Annotated in this window: 23 protein-coding genes, 4 tRNA genes, 1 pseudogene and 1 riboswitch; of the genes and pseudogenes, 11 read left to right on the forward strand and 17 right to left on the reverse strand. The window is 61.8% G+C overall.

Annotation, left to right across the window (positions count from 1 at the left end; all coding sequences use genetic code 11):
- Nucleotide 1 precedes the first annotated feature (1 nt).
- Genes AB4Z15_RS05435 through AB4Z15_RS05455 form a run of 5 tightly spaced genes read right to left on the reverse strand, consistent with a single transcriptional unit; the run spans nucleotide 2 to nucleotide 5254 of the window.
- Entirely contained in the window at nucleotides 2–799 is a 798-nt protein-coding gene (locus AB4Z15_RS05435) for a sugar phosphate isomerase/epimerase family protein (protein WP_442016423.1), read from the reverse strand.
- Nucleotides 796–1614 (reverse strand): triose-phosphate isomerase family protein, encoded by an 819-nt coding sequence (locus AB4Z15_RS05440; RefSeq protein WP_442016424.1) that lies wholly within the window; start codon nucleotides 1612–1614, stop codon nucleotides 796–798. Before AB4Z15_RS05440 ends, AB4Z15_RS05435 begins: the two co-directional genes overlap by 4 nt.
- A complete protein-coding gene (locus tag AB4Z15_RS05445; RefSeq protein WP_442016425.1) occupies nucleotides 1598–2068 on the reverse strand; it encodes a ribose-5-phosphate isomerase in 471 nt (156 codons plus the stop codon). The genes AB4Z15_RS05440 and AB4Z15_RS05445 overlap by 17 nt, the downstream gene beginning before the upstream one ends.
- Nucleotides 2065–3849 (reverse strand): dihydroxyacetone kinase family protein, encoded by a 1785-nt coding sequence (locus AB4Z15_RS05450; protein ID WP_442016426.1) that lies wholly within the window; start codon nucleotides 3847–3849, stop codon nucleotides 2065–2067. The genes AB4Z15_RS05445 and AB4Z15_RS05450 overlap by 4 nt, the downstream gene beginning before the upstream one ends.
- 37 nt (nucleotides 3850–3886) lie before the next feature.
- Entirely contained in the window at nucleotides 3887–5254 is a 1368-nt protein-coding gene (locus tag AB4Z15_RS05455) for an MFS transporter (RefSeq protein WP_442016427.1), read from the reverse strand.
- A 211-nt stretch (nucleotides 5255–5465) separates the two neighbouring features.
- Here AB4Z15_RS05455 and AB4Z15_RS05460 point away from each other — a divergent pair, with 211 nt between their 5' ends.
- The gene (locus AB4Z15_RS05460) at nucleotides 5466–6209 is read left to right on the forward strand and encodes a FadR/GntR family transcriptional regulator (RefSeq protein WP_442016428.1); all 744 of its coding nucleotides are present in this window, start codon (nucleotides 5466–5468) and stop codon (nucleotides 6207–6209) included.
- Between the two features lie 116 nt (nucleotides 6210–6325).
- Here AB4Z15_RS05460 and AB4Z15_RS05465 read toward each other — a convergent pair.
- From AB4Z15_RS05465 to AB4Z15_RS05480, 4 genes are all read right to left on the reverse strand, one after another.
- Nucleotides 6326–6396, reverse strand: a tRNA-Cys gene (locus AB4Z15_RS05465).
- Between the two features lie 104 nt (nucleotides 6397–6500).
- The gene (locus tag AB4Z15_RS05470; protein ID WP_442016429.1) at nucleotides 6501–6974 is read right to left on the reverse strand and encodes a hypothetical protein; all 474 of its coding nucleotides are present in this window, start codon (nucleotides 6972–6974) and stop codon (nucleotides 6501–6503) included.
- 68 nt (nucleotides 6975–7042) lie between these two features.
- On the reverse strand, nucleotides 7043–8002 hold the full coding sequence (gene hutG / locus AB4Z15_RS05475) for a formimidoylglutamase (protein ID WP_442016430.1): 960 nt from the start codon (nucleotides 8000–8002) through the stop codon (nucleotides 7043–7045).
- Between the two features lie 73 nt (nucleotides 8003–8075).
- Nucleotides 8076–9518: an NCS2 family permease gene (locus tag AB4Z15_RS05480; protein WP_442016431.1), complete on the reverse strand. Its 1443-nt coding sequence runs from the start codon at nucleotides 9516–9518 to the stop codon at nucleotides 8076–8078.
- 113 nt (nucleotides 9519–9631) lie between these two features.
- Between AB4Z15_RS05480 and AB4Z15_RS05485 the strand changes: the two genes are divergently transcribed.
- Complete coding sequence (locus AB4Z15_RS05485; RefSeq protein WP_442016432.1) at nucleotides 9632–10255, forward strand: copper resistance CopC family protein; 624 nt, start codon at nucleotides 9632–9634, stop codon at nucleotides 10253–10255.
- Nucleotides 10256–10429: 174 nt separating this feature from the next.
- A riboswitch (cyclic di-AMP (ydaO/yuaA leader) is annotated at nucleotides 10430–10598 on the forward strand.
- Nucleotides 10599–10601: 3 nt separating this feature from the next.
- Nucleotides 10602–11372 (forward strand): NlpC/P60 family protein, encoded by a 771-nt coding sequence (locus AB4Z15_RS05490; protein WP_442016433.1) that lies wholly within the window; start codon nucleotides 10602–10604, stop codon nucleotides 11370–11372.
- Nucleotides 11373–11459: 87 nt separating this feature from the next.
- Here AB4Z15_RS05490 and AB4Z15_RS05495 read toward each other — a convergent pair whose 3' ends face one another.
- Entirely contained in the window at nucleotides 11460–12152 is a 693-nt protein-coding gene (locus AB4Z15_RS05495; RefSeq protein WP_442002805.1) for an FAD-binding protein, read from the reverse strand.
- Between the two features lie 428 nt (nucleotides 12153–12580).
- On the opposite strand from AB4Z15_RS05495, the gene AB4Z15_RS05500 reads away from it, so the two are divergent.
- Complete coding sequence (locus tag AB4Z15_RS05500; RefSeq protein ID WP_442016434.1) at nucleotides 12581–13618, forward strand: universal stress protein; 1038 nt, start codon at nucleotides 12581–12583, stop codon at nucleotides 13616–13618.
- Nucleotides 13619–13638: 20 nt separating this feature from the next.
- A complete protein-coding gene (locus AB4Z15_RS05505; protein WP_442016435.1) occupies nucleotides 13639–16410 on the forward strand; it encodes a PEP/pyruvate-binding domain-containing protein in 2772 nt (923 codons plus the stop codon).
- Here AB4Z15_RS05505 and AB4Z15_RS05510 read toward each other — a convergent pair.
- Entirely contained in the window at nucleotides 16407–17327 is a 921-nt protein-coding gene (locus AB4Z15_RS05510) for a cation diffusion facilitator family transporter (protein ID WP_442002802.1), read from the reverse strand. The two genes, AB4Z15_RS05505 and AB4Z15_RS05510, sit on opposite strands and share 4 nt — an antisense overlap.
- Before the next feature lie 10 nt (nucleotides 17328–17337).
- Nucleotides 17338–17790 (reverse strand): metallopeptidase family protein, encoded by a 453-nt coding sequence (locus AB4Z15_RS05515; RefSeq protein WP_442002801.1) that lies wholly within the window; start codon nucleotides 17788–17790, stop codon nucleotides 17338–17340.
- Nucleotides 17791–17881: 91 nt separating this feature from the next.
- On the opposite strand from AB4Z15_RS05515, the gene AB4Z15_RS05520 reads away from it, so the two are divergent.
- A complete protein-coding gene (locus AB4Z15_RS05520; RefSeq protein WP_442016436.1) occupies nucleotides 17882–18805 on the forward strand; it encodes a carbohydrate kinase family protein in 924 nt (307 codons plus the stop codon).
- A 1-nt stretch (nucleotide 18806) separates the two neighbouring features.
- Here the strand turns inward: AB4Z15_RS05520 and AB4Z15_RS05525 are convergent, their stop codons facing one another.
- Nucleotides 18807–19805 carry a DMT family transporter gene (locus tag AB4Z15_RS05525; RefSeq protein ID WP_442016437.1) on the reverse strand — a complete coding sequence of 333 codons (999 nt, stop codon included), beginning with the start codon at nucleotides 19803–19805 and terminating at the stop codon, nucleotides 18807–18809.
- A 263-nt stretch (nucleotides 19806–20068) separates the two neighbouring features.
- On the opposite strand from AB4Z15_RS05525, the gene AB4Z15_RS05530 reads away from it, so the two are divergent.
- From AB4Z15_RS05530 to AB4Z15_RS05540, 3 genes are all read left to right on the forward strand, one after another.
- Nucleotides 20069–20141: transfer RNA gene (locus AB4Z15_RS05530), tRNA-Glu, on the forward strand.
- Nucleotides 20142–20226: 85 nt separating this feature from the next.
- Nucleotides 20227–20300 (forward strand) — tRNA-Asp (locus AB4Z15_RS05535).
- 48 nt (nucleotides 20301–20348) lie between these two features.
- A tRNA-Phe gene (locus AB4Z15_RS05540) sits at nucleotides 20349–20424 on the forward strand.
- Between the two features lie 112 nt (nucleotides 20425–20536).
- Here the strand turns inward: AB4Z15_RS05540 and AB4Z15_RS05545 are convergent.
- From AB4Z15_RS05545 to AB4Z15_RS05555, 3 genes are read right to left on the reverse strand one after another with little or no spacing between them, the layout of a single operon-like run.
- A complete protein-coding gene (locus tag AB4Z15_RS05545) occupies nucleotides 20537–21904 on the reverse strand; it encodes an ABC transporter substrate-binding protein (protein ID WP_442016438.1) in 1368 nt (455 codons plus the stop codon).
- 56 nt (nucleotides 21905–21960) lie between these two features.
- Nucleotides 21961–22842 (reverse strand): carbohydrate ABC transporter permease, encoded by an 882-nt coding sequence (locus AB4Z15_RS05550; RefSeq protein WP_442016439.1) that lies wholly within the window; start codon nucleotides 22840–22842, stop codon nucleotides 21961–21963.
- Complete coding sequence (locus AB4Z15_RS05555; RefSeq protein WP_442002796.1) at nucleotides 22839–23801, reverse strand: carbohydrate ABC transporter permease; 963 nt, start codon at nucleotides 23799–23801, stop codon at nucleotides 22839–22841. The genes AB4Z15_RS05550 and AB4Z15_RS05555 overlap by 4 nt, the downstream gene beginning before the upstream one ends.
- 402 nt (nucleotides 23802–24203) lie before the next feature.
- On the opposite strand from AB4Z15_RS05555, the gene AB4Z15_RS05560 reads away from it, so the two are divergent.
- Both AB4Z15_RS05560 and AB4Z15_RS05565 read left to right on the forward strand, forming a co-directional pair.
- Nucleotides 24204–24977, forward strand: coding sequence for an MgtC/SapB family protein (locus AB4Z15_RS05560; protein WP_442016440.1), 774 nt, complete (start codon nucleotides 24204–24206; stop codon nucleotides 24975–24977).
- Between the two features lie 9 nt (nucleotides 24978–24986).
- Nucleotides 24987–25814 (forward strand): glycerophosphodiester phosphodiesterase, encoded by an 828-nt coding sequence (locus tag AB4Z15_RS05565; protein WP_442016441.1) that lies wholly within the window; start codon nucleotides 24987–24989, stop codon nucleotides 25812–25814.
- Nucleotides 25815–25869: 55 nt separating this feature from the next.
- Here the strand turns inward: AB4Z15_RS05565 and AB4Z15_RS05570 are convergent.
- Nucleotides 25870–26120, reverse strand: a pseudogene (locus AB4Z15_RS05570) (hypothetical protein); the annotation flags it as partial.

Below are 26120 nucleotides of genomic sequence, written 5' to 3' on the forward strand. Positions count from 1 at the left end.
TTCATTTGCTCCTTAGGAAATCGAGGCTTTGTTGGGTCCACTGGTTTTCGAGGCGGATCGTTTCCGCTTCGGAGTCCTGCCACGGCAGCCAGTGCTCGACGATTTGGTTGATGTTTCTTTCTTTGGGCCGGATCTTCTTGACCATGTAGTCGTAGTCCAGAAGACCCTCGCCCAGGGGTGCGCCCGAGTACGTGAACCCGACCCATCCCTGCTTGCGACTGAACGCAAAGTCTTTGATGTGCATGTTCAGGACATAAGGCTCGACGGCGTCAATCACCTCGCGCGGCATCTCCAGCGCCGCTACGGTATTGGCGGGGTCGCTGCAAATGCCGAGGTACGGGCTGTTGACGCGGCGCACGACGTCCAGGATCCGCTCGGTGGGGACCTGTTCATAGGTCTCGATCGCGATGCGCACCCCGGCCGCCTCAAACTCGGGCAGGACTTCTTCGAAGATCGCAGTTGCTTCGTCTGCCGTGGGGGTGTGGCCGGGAACATTGAACATGGTCCGCAGGAGATCCGAGCCCAGGATGCCCGCGATGTGCAGGAACTTCCGCAGGTGCTCCGGGCCGATGCCCTTGGTCCCGACTTCCAGCGTGATCCCCAGCTCGTCTGCCGTGCGGCGGACGGCGGCGAGGTCGTCGTCGTTCATGTCTTCCAGCGGGGCGAAATCGCAGATCTGGAACAGGTCCACGCCCAGGTCCGCGGCCTTCTTCAGCGCGTCATGGATACTCAGGGGTTCGGTGACCTGGTCCGAAAGCTGCCAGAAGAACGCGTAGCTGCTGAGCCCGATCCTGCTCATGCCGCCACCGCCTTCTCCGCGGTAAGGCGTGCCGCCGTCTCGTCAAAGATGGTCTTGAGCGCTTGAGGATCGTGGGCAAAGCGGCCCAGGAACAAGCCGGCGACGGCGGTGTCCAGTTCGGTGATCAGGCCCGGTCCGGCGCTGCCGCCGTAGATGACCCGGCTGTCTTCCTGGCCAGGCAGCGAACGCAGGTGCTCGTCCAAACCACGGACCACTGCACTGATGTAGCCGGGCGTGGCAGGTTCCGGTGCGCCGATGGCCCATTGCGGCTCGTAGGCCACGATGGTCCTGGTGGTGCGGCCGAGCGTTGCGGCGCGGTTGAGGGCTGCGTCGATCTCCGCGGTGCACTGGGCGATGGCTCCCTCCGGCGATCCTGCATTGAGTTCGCCAACACAGAGCACAGGGGTCAGCCCGTTGCGGTAGGCTGCTGCGGTTTTGAGGCCGATGATCGCATCGTCTTCGCCGAAGATCCGCCGACGTTCTGCATGGCCTACCTCGACGTACCGGCCGCCGAGTTCGGCTACGGTCTTGCCGCCGACTTCGCCGGTGTAGGCGCCTTCGTCTTCCCAGAAGATGTCCTGCGCGCCGGTGCCAACGCCGGCCGCGCCAAGGATGCGGACTGCTTCCGGAAGGACCGGGAGGGTGGGCAGGACGAACAACTCGATGTCCCCGCTGACCACGGCAGGGTGCTTGAACGCGATAGTGGCAACGTCCCGGCAGTAGTCGATGGAGCGCTGATAGCCGAAGTACATCTTCAGGCTCACGCCGATGACTGCCCTCGGACGGTCGGAAGAGGGCTTAGCAGGAAGTGACACCTTCGTAGTCCTTAATCAGGGTGACTTTTTCGGCCGAGGCGGAAGCTTCGTCAAAGGTGTAGGTGAGCCATTCCTTGGCCAGTCGTCGGGCCAGTTCCAGCCCGACCACGCGCTGGCCGAAGGTCAGGACCTGGGCGTTGTTGGACAGCACCGAGCGTTCCACGGAGAAGGAATCGTGGGCGGTGACCGCGCGGATGCCGGGGACCTTGTTCGCAGCGATCGCGACCCCGAGGCCGGTGCCGCAGATAAGAAGCGCGCGGTCGGCATCTCCGGCCGCGATCAGTTCAGCGGCAGCGATCGCCACGGACGGGTACGGAGTGTGGCTTGTAGCGTCCACCCCGACATCCGTGACGGACTCCACCAGTTCGTTGGCCTCAAGGTCGGCTTTCAGGGCTTCCTTGTATTCGAATCCGGCGTCGTCCGATCCGATGATCAGGCGCAGTTTGGCGCTCATGCGTTCTCCTTAACTGAGGTGTTCTCTGCGGTAACTGGGGTGTTCTCTGCGGTTTTGGTGTCCGCGAAGGTGTTGTGGATGGCCCGGACGATCAGGGCCAGGGAAACGGCTCCGGCGTCGGGGGTCCCGAGGCTCTTTTCTGCGTGCGGGCGGGCCCGGCCCATCAGAGGCAGCAGTTGCGCGGTGGCGTCGGCTGCTTGCTGGGCCGTGGCTGCGGCGGTTCCCCATGCTTCGGGGAGGGAGCTTCCGCCCTCGACGCCGGCAGACAGTGAGTCGCGGAAGGGGGCCAGGACGTCAACCATGGTTTTGTCGCCCACTTTGGCTTTGCCGAAGTTCATGATCGCGGCGGCAGCGTCGGCCACGCCGGTGGCGACAGCACCGGCGTCGGGCGCGTTGACGTCACCCAAGGCGTCCCCGACGGCCCGCAGCGCCATGCCCCAGAGGGCGCCGGACGTACCGCCGGCCTTGTCCGCCCAGGCATCACCGGCCAGGTTCAGAACCGTCCCGGCACCGGCACCGCGTTCGACGGCGTCTGCCGCGGCCTCGACGGCGGCGCGGACTCCGCGTTCCATGCCGATGCCGTGATCGCCGTCGCCTGCGATCGCATCGATCCTTCCCAGTTCGTCCACGTTCGCATCGACTGCAGCCTTCGCGGCGCCAAGAGCTGCAAGGACACGGGCTGCCGCAACACGGGACTCCTCGGAGGCAACTGGGATGGAACGCTCCGCCTCGTCGTTACCCGGGGCGAGTTGCTCGGCGTCGAGCGCTTGAGCACTCACTGCACCACGGCGGAAGGCCGGGGCGTCAGCGGGAGCGAGCCAGAGTTCCTCCAGCTCGGAATCCAGCCAGAAGAGCGTGAGGGAGGTTCCGGCCATGTCGAAGCTGGTCACGAGTTCGCCCACCTGCGGGTCCACTGCTTCGATGCCTGCTTCGGCGAGTAGTTGGGCCACGCGACGGTAGACCACGAAGAGTTCCTCGTATTTAACGCTGCCGAGTCCGTTCAGGATCGGCACAACCCGTGCGCCCTGCACGCTGAGGCCGTCGGGGACCTCGGTGAGGAGGTCCTTGACCAGTAGTTCGGCGAGCTGGTCCGCCGTCGGGATGTCCGTTTCGCCGATGCCGGGTTCGCCATGGATACCCATGCCCACTGCCATGCGTCCTGCCGGGACGGTGAAGAGCGGGTGGTCCGCGCCGGGCAACGTGCACCCCGTGAAGGCGACGCCGAACGAGCGGGTGCGATCATTGGCACGCTCGGCGATCTCCATGACGCGGTTCATGTCGTAACCGGCCTCCGCTGCTGCGGCGGCCACTTTGAAAACGGTGAGGTCGCCGGCGATGCCGCGGCGCTTGTGTTTTTCGGCCAGGGGAGCGGAGGAGATGTCGTCGGTGACGGCGATGCTGCGGCAATCGATGCCTTCGGCGCGGAGTTTGCCCTGTGCCTGGGTGAAGTGGAGGACATCGCCGGCGTAGTTGCCGTAGCCCAGGAGCACGCCGCCGCCGTTGTCCGCGGACTTGGCCACGTTGTAGACCTGCTGCGAAGACGGTGAAGCGAAAAGGTTTCCCATCGCGGCGCCGTGTGCCAGGCCTTGGCCAACCAGACCTGCGAACGCCGGGTAGTGGCCGGATCCGCCCCCGATGACCAACGCGACGGTGCCGGGAGTGCTGCGGGTGCTGCGGGCGACGCCGCCGGAGACGCGCCGTACCCAGCGGGCGTGCGAGGCGACGAATCCTTCGATCATCTCGTCAGCGAAGGCTGCGGGTTCATTGAACAAGCGGGTCATGCGGGTGCTCCTGGAGCTATGGATGGAAAGGGGAGGGTTATGGTTCTGCGTGGTGTCCGGCGCCTTGGGGGTCCAGGGCCTCAGCGGGGATGCCTTCAGACGCCTTGCGCTGCCGGCTGAGGGTGACCATGAGGATCGAGGAGAGCAACATGAAGCCTCCGACGACGAACATGGGAACCGTGTAGCCACCTGTCAGGTCCTTGAGCCAGCCCGTGATGTAGCCGGCGCTGAAGCCTGCCAGGTTGCCCACCGTGTTGATGAGTGCGATGCCGGCTGCAGCTGCTGCACCGGTGAGGAACTGTGTTGGCACGGTCCAGAAGTTGGGCAGCGCCGCGAAGATGGACATGGCGGTGATGGTGATGACTGCGATGGTTGCAGCCGGGGACCCGGCGAACAGTGCCAGCGGGATGCTGACGCCGCCAATGAGCGCGGGGAGTGCGATGTGCCAGGTCCTCACACCGCGCTTGGTGGCGTCCTTGGACCAGAAGTACAGCGCGAAAGCAGCCGGCAGGTATGGGATGGCCGTGATCAGGCCTTTTTGGAAGACATCGAACTTGGTGCCGTAGAGGCCTTCGAAGCCGGCGATGATGGTCGGCAGGAAGAAGCCCAGGGCGTAGAGGCCGTAGATGAAACCGAAGTAGATCAGGGAAAGCATCCAGACCCGACCGTTGCCGAACACGGTGCGGACGCTGACGTGCTTGTTGCTGGCCGTGGTTTCCTTCTTTTCCTTTTCGAGGGCGCCGGTCAGCCAGGTCTTTTCCTCGGACGTCAGCCACTTGGCCTTGGCGGGGGAGTCGGCCAGGTAGAACCAGGCAATGATGCCGATGATGATCGCGGGGATGGCAACGCCGAAGAACATGAATCGCCAGCCCTCAAGGCCGAAGAACACGCCGTGCTGCTGGATCAGGGCGCCTGCAAGCGGGGCGCCGATCACGGTGGTGAGGGGCTGGGCCAAGTAGAAGAGGGCAAGGATCTTGCTGCGGTGCTTGGAAGGAACCCAAAGGCTCAGGAAGAGGATGGCGCCCGGGAAGAATCCCGCTTCTGCCACGCCCAGGATGAAGCGCAGGATATAAAGCTGGTCCACGTTTCCTACCCAGGTGAAGAGCAGGGAAACGATGCCCCAGCTGACCATGATGCGGGCAAGCCAGCGGCGGGCGCCGAACTTGTGAAGGGCCAGGTTGCTGGGGACTTCAAGAAGGATGTAGCCGATAAAGAAGACGCCGGAGGCGAAGCCGAATTGGGCCGCCGAGAGAGCCAGATCGTTGTTCATACCGTTGGGGCCGGCGAACGAGATGGCCGTGCGGTCCAGGTAGTTGATGAAGAACATCAGGGCGACGAACGGCACCAGCCGGATAGCCACCTTCTTGATTGCGGATTTTTCGACCACCGATTGTGTGGTGTCCACATTGACTCCTAGATGTTGGTATCCCTGCGGATCCTGCATTGGATGCGCTGGGTTGACTCGTGTCCTTGCCGGGTAGGGGCCGGCGATAGCGAAGCTTGTGATTTAAACCATAGGACTGGATTCTAAATTGGTCAACCGGTTGACGAGTTAAACTTTTTGAAGTCATTTCGCCCCCGGGATCAATTGGTCATCCGGTTGCTACGCTGTGAAGGTGTCAGCGAACTCCGCCGCAGCAGCGGCCCATATGACGGCAGCCCTTGCCCCCATGGAGCAAGGCTCCGTTGTCTCCGAAGTAGCTGAGCGGCTGCTCGCCTACTTCACCAGCGGCGACATCGCGCCCGGTACGCGACTACCCGCCGAGCGCCAATTAGCTGCCTCCCTCGGTGTCGGTCGTTCAGCTGTTCGCGAGGCACTGGCCGCGCTGGAGATCCTGGGCATTGTGATAGTCCGCCCGGGCTCGGGAACATACCTGCGCGACGGCGTCTCCGAACTCTTGCCTCGTACGCTCAGTTGGGGGCTCATGCTTGGTGAGCCCAGGACCCGCGAGCTGGTCGAATTGCGCAGCGGGCTGGAGGTTCAGGCTGTGGAACTAGCGGCGCTCCGAGTCACGGATGAGGCCTTGGGCCGTATGCGCGCCAACCTCGACGCCATGGAAAAGAACCTGGACAACCTCACAGCTTTCGTTGAGGCCGATGCCTTGTTCCACCGCGAAATCGCCCACGCCTCCGGGAACACGGTCCTCGAAGAGCTCCTGCAGAGCATCCGCTCGCTACTGCGGATCTGGGTCGACCGGGCGTTGACCGATGAAGGCCATGCTGAAGCGGCGCTGCGTGAGCACACCGCAATTTACGAAGCCCTCGTGGCCAGGGACGCTTCAGCGGTTTCCCTGTCCATGCGCTCGCACATGACGACGGCATCGCGTCGACTCCTGGACGGGTTCGACGCAGCCCAGTAAGCTCTTTCGACCCCGCGAGATGGCACTTAAGCACAATGTTTGGGCCAAACATTGTGCTTAAGTGCCATCTCGGCGGAGGGGTACCGGTGCTGGTGCGGCAGACCTGACCCCATCAGACGTGGTGGCGGGATTCGAACCCGCGTGCGCTGCTTTGCAGGCAGCTCCCTGGCCTCTCGGGTACACCACGTGCAAACGACACTAGGCGCCCGAACCCGAGCCGATCAAAGTTCATTGCCCCGGCTTTCGCAGGGCTACGTTGGCTTTCGGGGGACTACGTTGCTTTTCCCAGGATTACCGAAAAGCTACGGAACGTTGCCCTTGGTGACGTCCCCGCCGGGCCAGCCTGGAAACTCCCGCGGCCACCAGCAGAGTGAGAATGGCGGCGGCTGCGTGGGTGTAAAGCATCAGGTCGGCAGCATGCACCTCGCCTGAACCCGGCTGACTGTCCGCAGGAACGGCCACGGGTTGCTGGGGCTGCCCGTGCAGATGGTCAAGGAATCCGACGCCGGAAAATGAGCCCCCTAAAGCTTCGAAGCCGAAGAACAGCAATTGCTGGGCCACGCCGGAGAGCAGCAGCAACAGGATGGGCCCATGGATCCAGCGGGAAATCAGTTGTGCGGCCAAGGCAGAGAGGGCAACGAAGGCCAGCAGGACGGGCATCGCAGGGGCACCGCCACCGGAAATGATGTGTGCGGCAAGGCCCAACGCGACAGCAACGGGTCCTGCCACCCAGGCCCACTTGTCCTGCACAGGAGTTGCGCCCATCGCCGTCCTTCCCTTCCCCACAGGTTAAACCCAACAGGTTAAAGCAGGACAGGGACTGGGAACAGGCCCTACGCCAACAGCGTGTTTACAAGCCGTGCTGCCACTTTCGCGGTTCGTCCATCGATATCGAACTCCGGGTTCAATTCGGCAACGTCCAAGTGCAAAAGGGTGCCGCTTGCGGCTACTTGGCGGCATATAGCACTAATCACGGGCAGCGGCACCCCGTACGCGGCAGGGGCACTGACTCCCGGCGCCACCGAAGCGGGCAGTACGTCCAAGTCGATCGTCAGGTACAGCACATCGATTCCAGCCACGAAGTCGGCTACGAACGTCTCGACGCGTTCCGCGGAACAATCCTCGTCCAGCAAGTACTTCACGCCCAGGCGATCAGCGGTGTCAAAGAGCGTGCGGGTGTTGTTGGGCTCCGAGATTCCGACGACGGCGTACTTCAGTTCGCGTCCGGCGGCGAGTTCTTCCTGGGCCATCTGGAGGAACGGGGTACCGGAGCTCGGGGTGGGCTCATCACGCAGGTCAAAGTGGGCATCCAGGTTCAGGACGCCCAAGCGCTTTCCGCTACCCACCGCATTGGATCCAACCACGCCCAGGTAGCTGGCAAACGCCGTCTCGTGGCCGCCGCCCAGCACCACGGTGAGATTTCCGGCGTCGAGCAGTTCCGAGATGGCGCGTCCGGCGCGCTGTTGGCCTTCTTCCAGTGAGTCGTCCTCCACAACCACGTCGCCGGCGTCGAACACGTCACGATCCAGATGGAACGCCAGTGGGGCCAGCGCGGAGCGGATGGCGGCAGGAGCCGCGGCGGCGCCCACGCGGCCCTTGTTACGCCGCACGCCGGCGTCGCTGCAGAAACCCAGCACGACGGCGGGACGAGAGGCTTCAGGAGCGGCAGGGGAAGTAAGGGGTGCTATGGCCTGCCACCAGCGGCGATGCTCGTCACCGTCGCCGTCAAAGCGGCCGGTCCATGGTGTCGGAAGGACGTCTACGGAGGGGGTATTGCTGGTGTCTGGGCCCATGCTTTAAGCACACCCCACCGGCGGGCTAAAAAACAGTTATCAGGCACGGTGGTGTCTGAAATTCCGGACATCCCTACTTGACGCCCAACAATTCCTCCACAGTTCCAATACCGAAGAACAACAGGAACGCAGCAGCAACGGCCCACATCAAGGGGTGGACTTCACGCGCCCTGCCTTGGAAGGTGCGGATCAGAACGTAGGAGATGAAGCCGGCACCGAGGCCGTTGGCAATGGAGTACGTGAACGGCATGAGTGCGATGGTCAGGAACGCGGGAATGCCAACGCCCCAGTCCTGCCAGTCGATCTTGCCTACCTGGGACACCATCATGAAGCCCACAACCACCAGCGCAGGTGCCACGGCTTCGAACGGGACGAGGTTGATGAGCGGCGTGAAGAACATGGCTACCAGGAAGAGCAGGCCCGTGACAATGGAGGCGAGGCCAGTGCGGGCACCTTCGCCAATGCCCGCGCCCGACTCGACGAAGATCTGGTTGGACGAGACGGAGGCGCCGCCACCGACGATTGCGCCCAGGGCGTCAACCTGCAGGACGCGGTCCACGTTGGGAATGTTGCCGTGCTCGTCCACGGTTCCGGCCTCGTTGGCCAGGCCCACCATGGTGCCCATGGCGTCGAAGAAGATGCTGAGGAGGATCACGAAGGCCAGCAGCGCCGCGGCCACAAAACCGAGGTGCTCGAAGGCGCCAAAGGGGTTGGCTTTACCAATCAAGGAGAGGTCCGGGGCGCCCCATTCGGACAGTGTCGGGGCCACCAGGGACCAGCCGCGCGGGTTGACGTTTTTGCCGTCGAAGCTTGGACCAATGTGGAGCGTGAATTCGAGGATTGCCGCCAGGGCAGTGGAGACCACGATGCCGATCAGGATTGCGCCGCGGACCTTTCGCACCACCAACGCGATGGTGAGGATGAGGCCGACGGCGAACACCAACGTTGGCCAGCCCATCAGCTTGCCATCCACGCCGAGGCCGAGCGGAACCGTGGTGCCTGCCGCATCCGGGATGCGTCGGACAAAGCCCGCGTTCACAAGCCCGATCAAGGCGATGAAGAGGCCAATGCCCACTACGATTGCCGTCTTAAGGGCTTCCGGGACGGCCCTGAAAACGGCCGTGCGGAATCCGGTGAGTACCAGGATGAGCATGGTGACACCCGAAAGCACCACCAGCCCCATCATGTCCGGCCACGTCAGGCCCGGGTGGGAGGCAACGGTCACGGCCACGAACGCGTTCACTCCCAGCCCGGTTGCCACCGCGAAGGGGTGCTTGGCCCAGGCGCCCATGAGGATGGTCAGGATGCCCGCCACGAATGCAGTGGTGGCCGCTACGGCCGTGAAGCCAAGGGACGCTCCGCTCGAGTCTGCCCCGGAGAGGATCAGCGGATTCAGTACCACGATGTAGCTCATGGCGAAGAAGGTCGCGAAGCCGCCACGTATTTCCCGCGAGTATGTGGACCGGCGCTCGGAGATCTTGAAGTAGCGGTCGATTGCAGAACCTTGTTTCAGCATGAAGGTCTCCGGGGATCGGGGGAGTTTGCTCTCAAATCCTATGCCCGCCGATGCGGGGTGCCGGGACGATTCGCCTAGTCTGTAAGGAAGCCAACACTAGGAGAAACCGCCCCATGCGTACCATCCGCCCGCTTCTGGCCGCCGTCGTAGCCGCTATTGCGTTCGCTTCCGCGTTGCTGCTGGGCGCCGCTCCGGCCTCCGCGCACGACGTCGCCGAATCAACAACTCCGGCCAACGGTGCGCGGGTAGCTGAAGTGCCGGCGTCGGTGTCGATCACGTTCAACAACCGGCCACTGGCCATCGGTTCGGGCGTAACTGTCACCGCTGGGGGCGAAAACTGGGCAGATGGCGCAGTGGAGATCATCGACAACATGGCTGTCCAGAAGCTGCGTCCGGGCGCTCCGGCTGGCGAATACACGGTGGTGTGGCGCGTGGTCAGTTCAGACTCCCACCCGATTGAGGGAACTTTCAAGTTCACTGTTTCCGGAACAAGCACGACGACGGCGAGCGGCTCAGCAGGCGCCTCCCCATCGGCTTCGGCGGCGGTTCCGACGGCGGGGACGGCAGCGCCCGGTACCGAAAATAGTGAGCCTGCCCCGGCAGCTTCCCAACCCTTCCCCTGGAGCATTGTTGGCCTCGCCGTCGTGGCAATCGGTCTCGTGATCTTCCTCGCTGTTACAGCCCGGAAGAAGCTGGCGGCTCCGAACGAGCCGGATGACGAAAATTCCGCGGAATAACGGGGTTTTCTACATACTTGCGAAGATCTCGAAACGGTCACTGCGACACGCCAAAAACGAACTGCTCGTTACGTAAATGTGACTTTGAAGTGATCTTCCCGTACGGTTGTACTTGTGCCTGTTCCACGTAACGGGCATTTCCGGGCTGATTGCCTAGCTCTGCCGCAGTCCGGAATCCGTTCGCAGACAAACCTACGGCAGAGACGGGGAACCCATTTTGGCCCGCTTTCAGAGCGCGCCTTGGGGTGAAGTCACGAAGCTTCCGCTGCACAGCGGGGGATAGTGGCCGGGTGACTCCCATCCGAATCCGACAGCTAACCTCGCAGGCATCGGGAGAGGCTCTTTCATGTCTTCACGCATTCTTCGCGGCCGTCGTAAGGCGGACAGCGTACGTCCTAATCCGTTCATTTCCATCTCCAAGGCTGTTGCCAGCAACGCATCCGGCGCAGGTCGCCAAGCCGCTGTCATCGCAGCAGCTTCAGGCCTCGTCCTGACAGGCTCCATTGCTGCCCACGCAGCAGAGACCCCTGTTCAGCGCGACTCCAGCCCTGCTACGGTCGCCGAGACCGTCACTGAGGGTCCCACCAAGGTTGTTACGGCCGCCTCCACGGCCACGATCAACTTCGAGCGCCCTGCGGTTGCTTCCGTTGCGGCTCCCGTTATTGAAAAGCCGGCACCCGTTGCTCCGGCTCCGGTTGCCAAGCAGGCCCCAGCAGCGGCCACTGTCAAGGCCGCCGCAACCACTACGGCTACCGCTCCGGTGGCAGCCGCGCCTGCTGCTGCGGCTCCGGCTGTTGGTGGCGTCAACGCCGCTATGGTTGCCTCGGCTTACGCCCAGATCGGCATCATGCAGGATTGCACCGCCATGGTGGAACGGGCCCTCGGCTCCGCAGGCATCCCGGTTGGCGACCTCGCACCCATGCAGTTCCTGAACTACGGCAAGGTTGTCAGCGACCCCCAGCCCGGTGACATGATCGTCCAGTCCGGCCACGTAGCCATCTACATCGGCAACGGCCAGGCCATCAGCGGTGGCATCAACGGCAACCAGACGGGCATCCACCCGATCAGCTGGCTCACCGCAACCGGCCCCATCACGTACGTACGCGCTGGCGCCTAAGCTTCACGCTCCAACTCAAAAGGCCGGTGCCTTCGAGGACTAACGTCTTCGGAGGCACCGGCCTTCTGAGTTAACTTTTGTTCGTTTCTAAGCCAGTGCGATGCCCGGCGAAGCTGGTAGGGCCACCTTGGATGAGATTGCTTGCCCTACTGCCTTGGCTTGCCGGAGTACTTCCTTGGGCGTGGGTGTAATGAGTTCCCCCACGCCTACCAAGTGCATTCCCACGGCACGCATGGCTGCCACGAGGTTCTGGCCTATGGCGATTCCCAAGTCCGTAAGCATTCGGCGCAGTTGGCTCTGGGCGCAGCGCGTCACCACGATGTGGTCGGCCAGAAGAACTCCAGTGGCTGTATGCACGGCCCATTGCCGTGGGGTGGATTCAAGCGGGCCGTAAACGCTCAGCCCAGCCCTCTGGCTGGCCGTGTTCAGGCTTGCTGCGAGTCCGTATCCAAGCTGCTGGGACGAGTCGCCGCCCAGGAAGTCCAGACGAACAGCGCGTGTGGTGGTGCGGACATCCAGGTGATGGCTTGCGGCGTAGTTGCGCAAGTGGCGCAGGATCTCGTTGCGTTCCTGCATTGCCGCGGGGTCCGCTGCGTCGCAGCGCTGGAGCATTCCCGTATGGACCGATGGTCCGGTGGTGGACAAAGTACCAAAGCCATCAAGCACGATGGAACCTACGCCATAGCGGCTGAGCTCGCTGGCAACAGCCAAGCCGGACAGGCCCGTGCCGATCACCACGGTGGTAGTCCGTTCCGTGACGGAATCAGGAGTGAGTGACACTGCTTGGGTTCCTCCTTGACGTGTGTGCCTTTCGGCAGCGCGTGGGATCGCGTCCGTGTTCCCCAAGCGGCCGCAAATAAATGGCCGGGTTGTGTCCTGGGACACTTTTGCCGGCCATTCGGTGACTCGAACACTACCGAACTTTTTCTGCCATGGATAGCCTCGGCGGCAGCGTGTTTTGGATGTTATCCGCAGCGCAACCTGGAGGGCGGTGAGCGTGCCGAAAACCGAGCCCGGACCGTTATCCACATAGCCCGAAGTCGCCTTGATTCGGCATTGCCAACCGAGAATAGTGGGCATTGGAAGGAGAACCCAGCGGGTTTCTTCGGCCCCGGCTATTGGTTGCACGCCAGCAAGGGAACACCGGTACGGAGAACCTCTGGCAGAATGGCCGGAACATCAAGCAGTAGGTGGAGAGGCGGGCCCCAATGGACCAGCACGGCAGACACGTTGAAGAACCACGGGACGGCGAGGAGCAGGCAGTGGCGCCTGGTGGAATCGTCGTCGGAGTTGACGGATCCGAGCATGGTCAATGCGCCCTTGTGTGGGCCGCGCGTGAGGCGGAACGGCGCCAACTTCCCCTGCATATAGTCACGGCTTATTCGGTGCCCATCTTCGCGGCATCCGGCCTCGACGGCGGGTACGCCACTGTGGACGATTCCGTGATCCGCGAGGGCGCGGAAGCAATCGTCAAGCAGGCCATGGATAAGGTCTCGAAGTACAACCTCGACGTCGATGCTTCGGTGGAGAACGGCGATGCCGCAGGGGTCCTCCTGGACTTGTCTGCAAACGCCGCGCTCCTGGTGTTCGGCAGCCGTGGCCGTGGCGGCTTCGTTGGGCGTCTCCTGGGCTCGGTCAGCAGCGCCTTGCCGGCTCACGCAAAATGCCCCACCGTAACGGTCCCGCTCTACTGTGCGGACCGTTTGGGCGAGAACACCGAGGACAAGCACATTAAGGCTGAGCACGCCAAGGCCGGGCCGCGCACGGTGGAAAACGTCGTCGCCGTTGGTGTGGACGGTTCAGAGCAGGCGCGCGTCGCTGTCCTTGAGGCAGCCGAACAAGCCCAGCGGATGGGGGCCAAACTCCGCGTCATTTGTGCGGTGCCGCAATACAGCGGCTCCTTGGCCTGGGTGCCCGCACCTTTGGACCGCGATGCCCTGTTCGCGGACATCAAAGTCCAGCTGGATGCAGGCGTGGCTTGGCTCCGCAGCCATTTCCCGCAGTTGACGGTGGAAACCGACCTGAGGGACGGCTCACCAGTTGACGTCCTGGTTGAGGCCAGCCGGGGCGTGGAGCTGGTTGTCCTGGGTACACGGGGCCGTGGTGGTTTTGCAGGCATGCTCCTTGGTTCCACTTCCGACGGCGTCCTGCATCACGCCAAGGGACCGGTCCTCGTGGTTCCGGACCGGGAGGACCCGCGGCTGGCAGACCGGCCCAAATTCGGACCCATGCTCGGTGCGGCTTAGGCCGCTGGCGCGCACCGGCCATGGATAACCAGGAGCCTGGGAAGCATAGGCAGGAAAACAGTGCGGGCGCGGATGTGAGTGGCCCCGTCTTCATTCAGGACATTGCGGACATCCGGGCGGACATGCTCCCCGAGGTAGGTGGCAAGGCCGCCAACCTCGGCGAGTTAAGTGCCGCCCGACTGCCGGTGCCGCCAGGCTTTTGCCTCACAACGTCCGCCTACCGGTACGCCCTTTCAGCGATTGGTATGGAGGACATCTTTGCGCTTCTGCAGGACGCCGAAGCTTCTGACCTTGACGAACTGAACAGGCTGGCCGCCCGGGCCAGGTCCTTGGTGCTCGACGCCGGAGTTCCCACCGACGTCGCTGAGGCGGTACGGGCGGCGTATCGGAAGTTGGGAGACGCTGCCCCCGTCGCAGTGAGGTCCTCAGCCACGGCTGAGGACCTTCCCTTCGCCAGTTTTGCCGGACAGCAGGACACTTTCCTGAACGTGGTCGGAGCAGACGCAGTCCTGGATGCCGTAAGCCGCTGTTGGGCATCGCTCTGGACGGACCGGGCCGTGAGCTATCGGACAACCAACGGGATAGATCATTCCACAGTGACGCTGGCGGTCGTTGTCCAGGAAATGGTGGATTCCGCGACCGCCGGGGTGATGTTCACGGCCAACCCGGTCACGGGGCGGCGCCGTGAAGCTGTGATCGATGCCAGCCCCGGTCTGGGCGAAGCCGTGGTGTCCGGCGCCGTTAATCCCGATCAGTACGTAGTTGATATGCAGAGCAACTCCATCCTGAAACGGACCCTTGGCGACCGACAGGTAGAGATCCGGTCGCTTGCCGGCGGTGGCACTGAACGAATTGAGCGAGCGGGTGGTGCTGAAGCACTCGAAAACCACTCCGTGCAGCCGTGCCTCAGCGATGACCAGATCCGGGCGCTGGCCGATTTGGGCAGGCGCGTCGAGGCCCACTATGGAGCCCCGCAGGATACAGAATGGGCCATCGATTCGTCCGGAAAACTGTGGCTCACACAGGCAAGACCCATAACTACCCTCTATCCGCTGACCTCGCGAGTGCCGGCGACTCCCGGTGAGCACGCGTTCCTGAATTTCAGTCTCGCCCAAGGCCTCACCAGGCCTCTGACACCCATGGGTCTGGCGGGTATCCGCCTGATAGCCTCCAGCGTTGCCCGCAGGGCTGCCTTCGATGTCCCAGATCCACGCTCAGGACCATCGCCCTACTATGAGGCCGGGCAGAGGATCTTCTTTGACTTCACATCCGTGCTTCGCAGCAAGGTGGGCCGGGCCATTGTGCCGCGCATCTTTGACATTATGGAGGCCCGTTCTGCGGCGGTGATTCGTGGCCTTTTCGATGACCCGCGGTTCTCCCTCACCATTAAAACTCCTATAAGACTCATCAGGCACGTTGCGCCCGTTGCGGCTAAATACCGTGTTCCAGAGTCGGCGATCCGGGCTCTTTTCCGTCCCGATGCCGCAATGAAGCGCCAAGAGCAGCTGGAGGCAGAACTCCATCAGGCCCTTCAAGTGCCGGAGGGCATCACCGCCCATCAGCGAATCGCCCACGTACAGAGAATCCTGGGGGAGGAAGTATTCGCAACGGTTCCCCAAGTCCTGCCCCTTCCCGTTCTGGGCTTTGCGATGCTGGGACTCGTCCGGAAAATGCTGGGCGAGCAAGCGCCCTTGGACCAGCTGCAAGCAGTGATTCGTGGGCTGCCCAACAATGTCACTACGGAGATGGACCTTGCACTGTGGCAGCTTGCAAAGGAAATCAGGGATGACCCGGAGGCCCTGGCCTTCCTGAGTTATCCCACACTTGAGGAACTCGTTCGGCAGTTCAAGGACAAGAAACTTCCAGCAGTTGCCCAAGCCGGGCTTGAAGCTTTCCTGCGCACCTATGGGCATAGAGCAGTGGCAGAGATCGACCTCGGCATGCCCCGATGGTCGGACGACCCCACCCACATACTCGGCGTCGTGGTCAACTATCTGCGGCTCGAGCACACTGCGGACGCACCCGACCAGCAGTTTAGAAAAGCTGTTCGGGAGGCAGATGAACAGGTTGCCAGGTTGGTTGCGCGGGCCAGGGCCAAGAGTCCGCTCCACGCCAAGCTGGTGCGAACAGCCTTGGACCGCACACGCCGGTTTGCCGGCATGAGGGAACTCCCCAAATACAACCTCGTCCTCGGCTTGGCTTCGGCACGGGAACAGCTGTTCCTGGTCGGAGCAGAACTGGCAGACGCAGGGCGGATTGAACGCGCCGAGGATATTTTCTTCCTGGACCTCAACGAAGTAGAGACTGCCCTGGCAGGCAACAAGCTCCACCAACTCGTGGAAGACCGCCGCGCGGACTATGCGCAGGAACTGCGGCGTCGGCACATTCCGCGGGTATTGCTCTCAGACGGAACAGAACCCGAAGCCACCGCTACGGCTGGCGGAACCGCAGGTGCCCCGGGCACTCTTTCCGGCAGTCCGGCGTCGGCAGGCCTCATCACAGCCCCGGCGCGGGTCATCCTGGACCCCGTTGGCGCCCATCTGGAACCAGGGGAGATCCTCGTAGCGCCCTCCACCGACCCCGGCTGGACGCCCCTGTTCCTCACCGCCGGCGGGTTGGTCATGGAAATGGGCGGTCCCAACTCCCATGGCGCCGTGGTGGCCCGCGAATACGGCATACCGGCTGTGGTGGGCGTGCCCGACGCAACTCTGCGGATCAGCTCAGGCCAGATCATCACCGTGGATGGAGCGGCAGGAACGGTTACTACGACCCCAGGTGACGCGCCAAGCTAGGCGTGCTGGTGTGACTCGTGCTCGGAGTGGCTCACGGGCTCCAGCTGGAAGGTGCAGTGCTCGGTGTCGAAATGGCGCCCCAGGCAGGATCCAAGCTGGTCCAGGATGCTGTCTGCCCCGCTGGCGTTAAGGACCTCGTCTTCCACCACAACGTGGGCGGAGAACACGGGCACCCCGGAAGTGATGGTCCAGATATGGATGTCGTGGGCCTCCACGACGCCGTCCACGGCAAGGATGTGCTCGCGGATCATGTTCACGTCCACACCCTTGGGAGTGGCTTCCAGAAGCACGTCCACAACATCGCGGAGCAGGTGCCAGGCGCGGGGGATGATCATAAGGGCGATGAGCACCGAGGCAATGGGGTCAGCGGCAGTGAAGCCCGTCGTCATGATGACGATGGCCGCCACAATAACGGCTATCGAGCCGAGAAGATCGCCAAGCACCTCAAGATAGGCCCCGCGGACGTTGAGGCTCTCCTTTTGGGCACCCTGCAGGATCATCAGGGAAATGAGGTTGGCTACGGCGCCCAGGATTGCCGCCCACAGCATGACGTCCGTGTGGATTTCGGGCGACTCCCCAAAGCGGCGGATGGCCTCGATCATGATGACGACTGCGATGACGATGAGTACAAGGGCGTTGGCCAAGGCCGCCAGGACTTCGGCCCGTTGATATCCGTAGGTCCGTTGATCGCTGGCCGGGCGGGTAGCGATCCAGGCCGCCATCAACGCGATGAATACGCCTGCAGCATCGGAGAGCATGTGGCCTGCATCGGCCAGCAGCGCCAGCGATCCGGAGACGAGGGCGCCAACGACTTGGATGCCCACCACACCTAAGGTGATGGCCAGGACTGCAATAAGCCGATTGCGATGCTTGCCGGTTGCCGTCACTCCGTGGGAGTGGTTGTGATCATGCCCCATGATTACAAGGCTAGCCCCACCCGAGCTCATGCAGGCGGTCGTCGTCAATTCCGAAGTGGTGGGCGATCTCGTGAATCACCGTGATGGCCACTTCATCGATGACTTCCTCGCGGGTGGCGCAGATGTCCAGGATGGGTTGGCGGAAAATAGTGATCCGATCCGGCAACGAGCCCGCTTCCCACCACGAGTCACGTTCGGTCAAGGGCACGCCCTCGTACAAACCAAGTAATACGGTGTCCGGTTCTTCATCTGGGCGCGGGGTGTAGTCGTCCTCAATGAAGATTGCCACGTTGTCCATTGCGCTGGCAGCTTTGGGTGGGATCAGCTGCAACGCGTCGCTCACAGCTTCTTCGAACTCCTCCGGCGACATTTCGAAGGGGGCGCCCGGCGGAAAACGCAGCGGCGAGGACGGGAGATCGCCGTCGGGAACTATGGGCAGGCCGGGAGGGAGATTCGCGGGCATGATCCGACTCTAGTCCGCCCAGACATCATTGGCGCCGTGCGTGATGGGAGATACTGAAACTCAATCCTCCTTCGACAGACACAGGAACCGCATGACCGGCACCGCTTCCCTCGCCACTGAGCCCCTCGACGTCGTCGTTGTGGGTGAGGCATTGATCGACATCGTCCAGTCGTCGGACGGACAGAAGGAGTATCCGGGCGGATCGCCGGCCAACGTCGCTTACGGCTTGGGCCTGTTGGACGTGAAAACGGGCCTACTGACTGCCATTGGCAGGGACGAGCGGGGCGATGCCATCGCCGCGCATCTGCAGCGCGCAGGTGTGGTCCTGCTGCCCGGATCCATGTCAGCAGGCAAGACCGCGACGGCGACCGCTCGGATAACTGCCGACGGTTCGGCCGATTACACCTTCGACATTGACTGGGCGCTGGCTCCACTTGCCCTGCCCTATGCGCCGAGGATCCTGCACACGGGCTCCATCGCGACCTTCCTGGAGCCCGGCGCAAGTGTTGTCAGGAGCTTACTGGAGCAGGCGCAGGGCGGATGCATGGTTACCTACGACCCCAATATCCGCCCCGACCTCCTCGGAAGTCACAGTGAGGCAGTCTCATTGTTCGAAGAGATAGTGCCGCTGACCGACGTCGTGAAAATGAGCGGCTCCGACGCCCGCTGGCTGTACCCCGGCAAGTCGTTGGAGGAAACTGCGAATCACCTCCTGGCTATGGGCACAGGCCTTGCTGTGGTGACTCAAGGGGTCAAGGGGGCGCTCATGGCAACCCGGGACATTCACATCAATGTCCCGGCTGTTCCCGCTACCGTGGCAGACACCATCGGTGCCGGTGATTCCTTTACCGCAGCGCTCATCATGGGGCTGCTGTTGCGGGGCAGCGATGGCTTGGCGCCCACAGTGCTGGAACGGATCGGAACCATCGCCTCCATGGCGGCTTCCATCGCTGTTGGCCGCCCCGGCGCCAACCCTCCCACGCACCGTGAACTTCTGGTGGGTATGGCCCGCTAGCTCACTTTGCTGTACGCCGGGCAACCCTTGACGCCCGCACGGTCCTTGTCGTCCCAACAGCCCTAGGCGTACGCCTGGTCAGTGCCACGCCGATCAAGCACACCACGCCGCCGATCAGTCCCCAGATGCTTGGGACTTCCTGAAGTACTGCCCAGGAGATGAGGATGGTGGTGCCGGGGACCAAGTAGGTGGTAGCGGCCAGTTTCCCGGCCGAGATCAAGGACAGTGCGTACGCCCACGTTGTGAAGGCGATGGCTGTGGGGAAGATGCCCAGATAGACCAAGCCGAGTGTGGCCGGCAGCGGCGCTGACTGGACTTCCGCAATCAATTGCCCTGTCCATGGGAGGCAGCAGACAGCGCCCACCATGATGCCGAACCACGTGGCTTGCCCGGCCGTAAACTTCCGCAGGACCGGCTTCTGGAGGATCGCGCTGACAGAGGCGAGCACGGCGGCAAGCAAGCACAACAACACCCCGGCGACATCCGCCGTCGAGCGCTGTCCCGAGCCGAGGGCGATCATCGCCACGCCACCGAACGCAACGGCGCTGCCAATCAGCAGCCACCGCGGGAAGCCTTCCTTGAGGACCACTCCGGCGAGGACTGCGATGAGGATCGGCGAGACGTTGATCAGCATGGCGCTGGTACCGGCGTCGAGCATGTGCTCCGCAGCGTTCAACGCCACGTTGTAACCGCCGAACCACATCACCCCGTACGCCACAATGGGCAACCATTCCTTGCCACGCGGCCAGACTTTCAGCGTAGGCAGCACAACGATTCCAAGAACGACGGCGGCAACCGCCAACCGTCCGAGCGTCAAGGAACCGGGGGAGAAGCTCGGGCCCACAGCGCGGATGCCGACGAATGCCGAAGCCCATAGGACTACGGTGACGACAACGGCGGCGATGCCAAGTTTGCTGATGGGAGCTGCGGGCGCGGGGGTGTTGCGCGGTTGCATCCCCGGGGACGGCTGGCCGGGTTCGGCCGGGGTGGTGGTTGTCATAGAGCCAATCTAGCGCCGGGGAGGCCGGCCGGGCTGGCGGTTTTCGGACGCGTCACGGCAAGAAACTGCCAATGTTTGCTCGATTGCCAGGTCGGCGACCTCCTTGAGCAAGTCCCGTAGTCACTATTGGGGAGTCGTGCAGACCTCGATTTGGGAATATCGCCATCTATGCTCTAAAGTTTTAGAGTCCAGTTCGGACGGGTGAGAACCGAAAAGAACGCATAAAGTGTTGTTTTTCCTCGCATAATCCGAATTGAGTTCAGGCCCCCATCGTCTAGCGGCCTAGGACACCGCCCTTTCACGGCGGCGGCACGGGTTCGAATCCCGTTGGGGGTACGCAAGGCAAGTGGTAAATCGGATGAAAAATGTCTGGTAAGCTAGAAGCCTTGAAAAAAACGCGGTAGAGATACTGCAAACGCAAGGCCCTGTAGCGCAGTTGGTTAGCGCGCCGCCCTGTCACGGCGGAGGTCGCGGGTTCAAGTCCCGTCAGGGTCGCTCTGAGCACCGGAAGTAATTTCGGTTCTCAAGGTGACTTGTCACCTAGGCTCTGTAGCTCAGTTGGTAGAGCGTTCGACTGAAAATCGAAAGGTCACCGGATCGACGCCGGTCGGAGCCACCACTGGGAAGCATCAGTTCTTCGGAACTGGTGCTTTTCTTCTTTAACGTGTCCGCGGTTCTGGGTTAGGGTGCGAAGCGTAGGCCCCCATGTGCGCCTACGCTTCGCCCCATGGCTAGGCTTTCAGCTTCGGCTTCACATCCTTGTTGTAAATGCCTTCCAGTGTTCCCCTCAACTCGGTCAGCGTTGCCTGCACATCGGCCTTTTCATTCATGATCCTGGTGGCTGCCTTGGCCAGCTCCTGGTCTCCGCCCGGGAGGAAGGTTCGGGCAAAGTCCTGCGTGCGTGTCACTTTGAGCTGGTCTACGACGGTTTGGAACTCCGGTGTCTGGGCAACAATCGCCGAGATATCTGCCGCCTCGGCTACGGGTAGGTATCCGGTTGCAGCAGACAAAGTAGACGTGCTCTGCGCATTCGTCATGAACGTGATGAACTTGGCCGCTGCAAGCTGCCGTTCAGGCGACGTTTTGCTGGCGATTACCAGGCCGGAACCGCCCGTGGGACAAACCTGTGAGGCCGCGGCAGAGCCACCCGGCAAGAACCCGACGCCGATCCTCATGTTGGCTTCCTTCGCCGCCTTAAGGGTGGCGGCGAGGTCGGCCGACGAGCTGATCGTGGCGCTGATGGCACCGGCTTGAAGGTCGGTAATGGCATTCTTGGAGGAGACTCCGGCCCAGCCATTCTTCACAATGGAGTCCTGCACCCACTGCATCGCGGCTACAGATTCGTTTGAATTTGCCGTAATCTCCCACTCCTTGGACCAGCCGCCGCCTTGGCCCCAGAGAACGTTTTGAAGGGTCCAGCCGGCGTAACCTGCAATCGCCGGGTACTGGTAGGCGTTCTGATATCCGGCAGCAGAAGCATTTGCCGTCTTAATCCTGGGTGCCCACTCGGCAAACTCTTCCCAGGTTTTTGGCGCCTGCTCGGGAACTCCGGCGGCCTTGAAGTGGTCCTTATTGAAATAGAACAGCGGGGTTGAGCGGGCGTAAGGGACCGCCCACAGCTGATCAGAATGTTTGTAGTCGGCGATCAAACCGGACTTGTAGTCGGAGGAGCTCGCCTTGACTGCTTTGAGGAGGTCATCGATGGGGAGGATGGCACCCGAGACGGCATATCGGAACCACCAAACGTCCGATGCGACAACCACGTCCGGCACTTCGCTCCCGGCCTGGGAAGTCTGGAACTTTTGCGCAACTTCCTCATAGTTTGAGCCTCCGGTGATGAGGTTCACTTTGATATCCGGATTGGCGGCTTGGAAGGCCTCTATCAGCTTCTGTTCCGTTTCCCGGGACTTACCGGGATGGCTGGACATGAAACTGATGCTTGGAGCAGGTTTGATCTTGGACCAATCCTCCGGGGAGAGCGTCTTTGCTGCTGTGCCCCCGGTATCGGTGGAGGGACCGCCGCAGGCTGCAATCGCGACGGCGGTGATTGAGGCTCCAGCCAAGCCGAGGAAATGCTTCCTGGAAAGTGATTTTGACATAGGGGAAGTGCCTTTCTAGTGATCGAGGTGCTTGAGCATCCCCGAAAGGTGGAGTTTTAGCCGGTAACCGAGCCCTGCGTGAGCCCGGAGACGATGTACCGCTGCAGAGCGGCAAAGATGAGCAAGATCGGTAGAAGGACGATCACCGCGCCGGCCATGAGCATGCCCCAGTTCTGGGTGCTGCCATCGCTGTTGACCAGCTGCGTCAGGCCGACAGGAAGGGTCATGATGTCTGGATGGTCCGTGACGATCAGCGGCCAGATGTACTCGTTCCATTCAGAAACGATGGTCACCAAGGCCACGGTCGCGATGCTGGGCACGGACACCGGGACAACGATCTTCCAGAGCTTGCGCCAGTGGCCCGCACCGTCAATTTCCGCGGATTCCAGGATCGCCGGCGGCAGTGTGAGGAAATGCTGCCTGAGGAGGAAGGTCCCAAACGCGGTTCCCAAGCCTGGAAGGATAATTCCCCAATACGTGTTGAGCCCTCCCATGCCTGCGATCAAAACGTAATTGGGAAGCACGGAAACCTGTGGCGGAACCATCAGCGCAACCAGAATCAACAGGAAGATGACCTTTTTAAAGGGAAAACGGACAAACACGAGTGCGTAGGCCGTAAAGACGGCAAGTACGCACTTGATGGTGGATCCGATGACTGTGACGATCACGCTGTTGAGGAAGAATCGCGCGAACGGAACTGTAGATGCTGCGTCAGCGTAGTTCTGAAGGTTTGGCGTCTTCGGCAGCAGAGTCAGGTTTGTGGTCACGATTTCGCCAGGCGCTTTGAGGGAAGACAACATCATCCATAGGAGCGGCACGAAGACCACCAGAGTTGCCAACAGGAGGGGGACGTAGCCCCCGGCAATCGTCTTGCCAAGGTTTTGCCAGGAGAACGGACGGTCACGGTGTGGTGTGGCTTCAAGGGAGTTGGTGCTCATGAGTAGTGAACCTTTCGCTCCACGAAGCGCAACTGCACAGCTGTCATGACGAGCAATCCGGCGAAGAGCACAACGGAGATGGCCGCGGAGTAGCCGGCCCGGTTGTAGGAGCCGAATGCCTGAAGGTAGGAGTCAAAGATCAGGGTGCTGGTTCCGTTGCCGGATGGAGTCATGATGCGGATGATGTCGAACGCCTGCAGGGAGCTCAGCAGTGAAGTGATCAAGAGGAAGAAGGTGGTGGGGGAAAGAAGGGGAAGCACCACCGACGTGAAGCGCCGCAGGCTACTGGCGCCATCCAACGCGGCAGCCTCCAAGAGCTGAGTCGGAATGGACTGCAGACCTGCCAGATACACCACGGCGCAATAGCCGAGGTTCTTCCATACGTACACGATGATGACCATGAGGAGCGCGAGCTTCGGATCGTTGACCCACTGGGGACTCGCCTGGCCAACTGTGCGGAGAATCCATGAAAGGACGCCATACGTCGGATCGAAAATAAACAACCACACCAAGCCGACCCCCACGCCGGAAAGGACGTAGGGCGCGAAAACCACGGCACGGGCAAACGTTGTGCCCTTCAGTCTCTGGTTAAGAGCCAACGCCACCAGCAGGCCCAGGATCATCGCACCGCCAACGGTGGTGATCGTAAATATGGCTGTTACGCCCAGCACGCTTGAAGCGTCAGGGGAGGTAAAGAATTCCACATAGTTACCCAGCCCCACTGACGTTGCGGTGGCTGCCCCGAGCGTCCAGTCCAGGGTGGAATAGTAGAAGTTAGTGACGAGCGGACGGTAGGTAAAGAGGACGATGAGCAGGACATTGGGTGCCGCGAAAGCGGCAAAAACCCATGCGTCCCTGCGTGTTCTCCGATTCCACCGTCGGTTCTTCGGGGTGCTTATTGGCGGTCTGTGGACCGGTGCCCTGCTGGTTTGCGCATCACTTGTGTCTAATCTGCCCATGGAAAACCCTCACGTTGACCCCCTCGTCATCGCTGTCCGGGCGACTTAGCACTTGCAAAAAAGCATTTGTTTCACGTTTGACCTGACAACCTAACTTCAGGTCATGGTCAACCTACACATAAAGATGGCCGATCACAAGAGCCCATTCGCGGCGGCGGAAAATGGGATCTTTTTGCCGTGTGATCTGGTCTTACAGGCTTCAACGGCGCATTCAAATACCATGCTAGTACGTCCTAACAAAGCTGGATGTGAGGTTTGCACGAATGTGCAAGAGCGTTGACTGGAACGTTCTGGGACCTGAAGAATTAGCAGAGGACCGGCTCGCGTCGTTTCTACCTTGAGCTGTCTTTGCATGGAACATCCGTATCGGACTGGACCTTCCATGTGGGACGGAAGAAGGGGGTGATAACCGAATCGGAGCACTACGTGATCTTCAGCGCGGATACGCAATGGTGGCAGATGTGTCTGGCCTTGGCCGCAGCACTTGTCCTGTCCACAGCCATAGGGTTTGAACGCCAGAGCAAGAACAAGTCTGCGGGCATGAGAACACATGCCATGGTTGGGTTGGGCGCCGCGCTGTTTATGGTCGTGAGCAAATACGGCTTCAGCGACGTATTGATGGTGGACCTGGTTCGGCTGGATCCCTCCAGGCTGGCGGCTCAAGTGGTCTCCGGCATTGGCTTCATAGGGGCGGGGCTCGTGTTCGTGCGGCGTAATCAAGTCCGCGGATTGACCACGGCAGCCTCCATCTGGGTTACAGCTGCAGTCGGGACCTCCGCCGGGGCCGGCCTCTTGCTGCCCGCGGTATTCGTCACCGCAGCCCACTTCGTCATCGTCTACGTCTATCCCGTGGTGACTGCGAAGCTCCGCTTTGGATTGCCGAGCCAGTGGTTGTTGAAAGTTACGTACATGGATGGTGTGGGAGCGCTGAGGGATGTGCTCCGAACATGCACTGAGCAAGGATTCCGTGTTCAGGGCTTCGCAACGACGCGGGGTTCGGCCGAGCCCAAGGGTGTGATGGATCGGTTGATGACAGCCACGGAAACGGCTGCCACCGTTGACCTCATTGAGATAGAGCTGGAAATCGAAGGCACCATGGCGGCATCCGACATCGTGGCCCAACTGTCTCAACTCACCACCGTTACTGAAGTCTCCCTCGTGGACGAATCGGAATAGGAAGAACGAATGATCGAGATTCAGGGCCACCGAGGCGTTCTGGCCACACGGCATGGGAATACATTGGCGAGCTTCGTCGAGGCACTTAGCCTGGGCGTGGATGCCATAGAAGTCGATGTTTGGCTCACGTCCGACATGCAACTGGTATTGAGACATGATGCCGTCATCGGAACCGCCGACATCAGGTTGGAGACCATGCTTCAGGCCGTGGTTGAGAAGCACCCAGCTACTACCACCGACGTCGATCCTGAAACACGTGCGCCGTCGCTGTCGGAGGCCCTTGCCCTGTTGCGCTTCGCCAATGCCACCGATGTTGTTCTGGACATTGAGGTCAAAACTGACGGCGGGGCCTGGGACTGGTACGGCCACGGAATAGTGACTGAATTGTCCAGAGTCCTGAAGGCCCATCAGGACGAACAGGCCGTGCGCGTCCGCAGCTTTGATCCCCAAATTATCCGGGCAATGTCCGGAATGTTGCCGGGAGTTCCGTTGGTGGCGCTGAGCAGGGAGAGCCCCCTCCGGTCGGTAGGCCTCTATCCTTCCGACCCTAAAGAACTTGTCATCACTGCCTTGGCAACCGGGGCTTCCGCCGTTGCGCCCGCCTCTGGAATTCTCGACGCCGGATTGGTCGCCGAAGCTCATGGCGCGGGACTCAAGGTGTTCCCTTGGACCCTGGTGACAAGTGACGAAATCAGCGCGGCCATCGAGCTCGGAGTCGATGGGATCTGCGTCAACGATGTAGCTCTGGCCCGGCAAGTCCTGGGCGGACTGGGTGAGCCTCTCGCCCCGACCCGACCCATCGCGTTGCCATTGCTGCATGCAGGTTCCCCGGCCTAGGCAGAGGAACCTTCCCTGCTTGTGCCTGCGACGGTTTGTGCCTGCCCCCACTCGGCTATTTTTCAGCGTTGGGGCAGCCCCAGGATTTGGGGTTTTCCTGGCAGGTGTCGGCGACAAGTGCTTTTTCCGTTTTCCAGACCTGGATGGTTTTGGGTGGTGTGGTGAGGTCCAGGGTTCCGTTGATGGGCAGTGGGGGTCCGTTGTTCACGGAGTAGGTTCCGGTGAAGCTGGTGGTGATGGTGGCGGGGTAGTTCCCTGTTGCTGTGTAGCTGTGGCTGGTGCGGGTGTCGTTGAGGAGCCAGTCGG

The sequence above is a fragment of the Paenarthrobacter sp. 2TAF44 genome (assembly GCF_052114885.1).
In the GTDB taxonomy this organism is placed as follows: domain Bacteria; phylum Actinomycetota; class Actinomycetes; order Actinomycetales; family Micrococcaceae; genus Arthrobacter.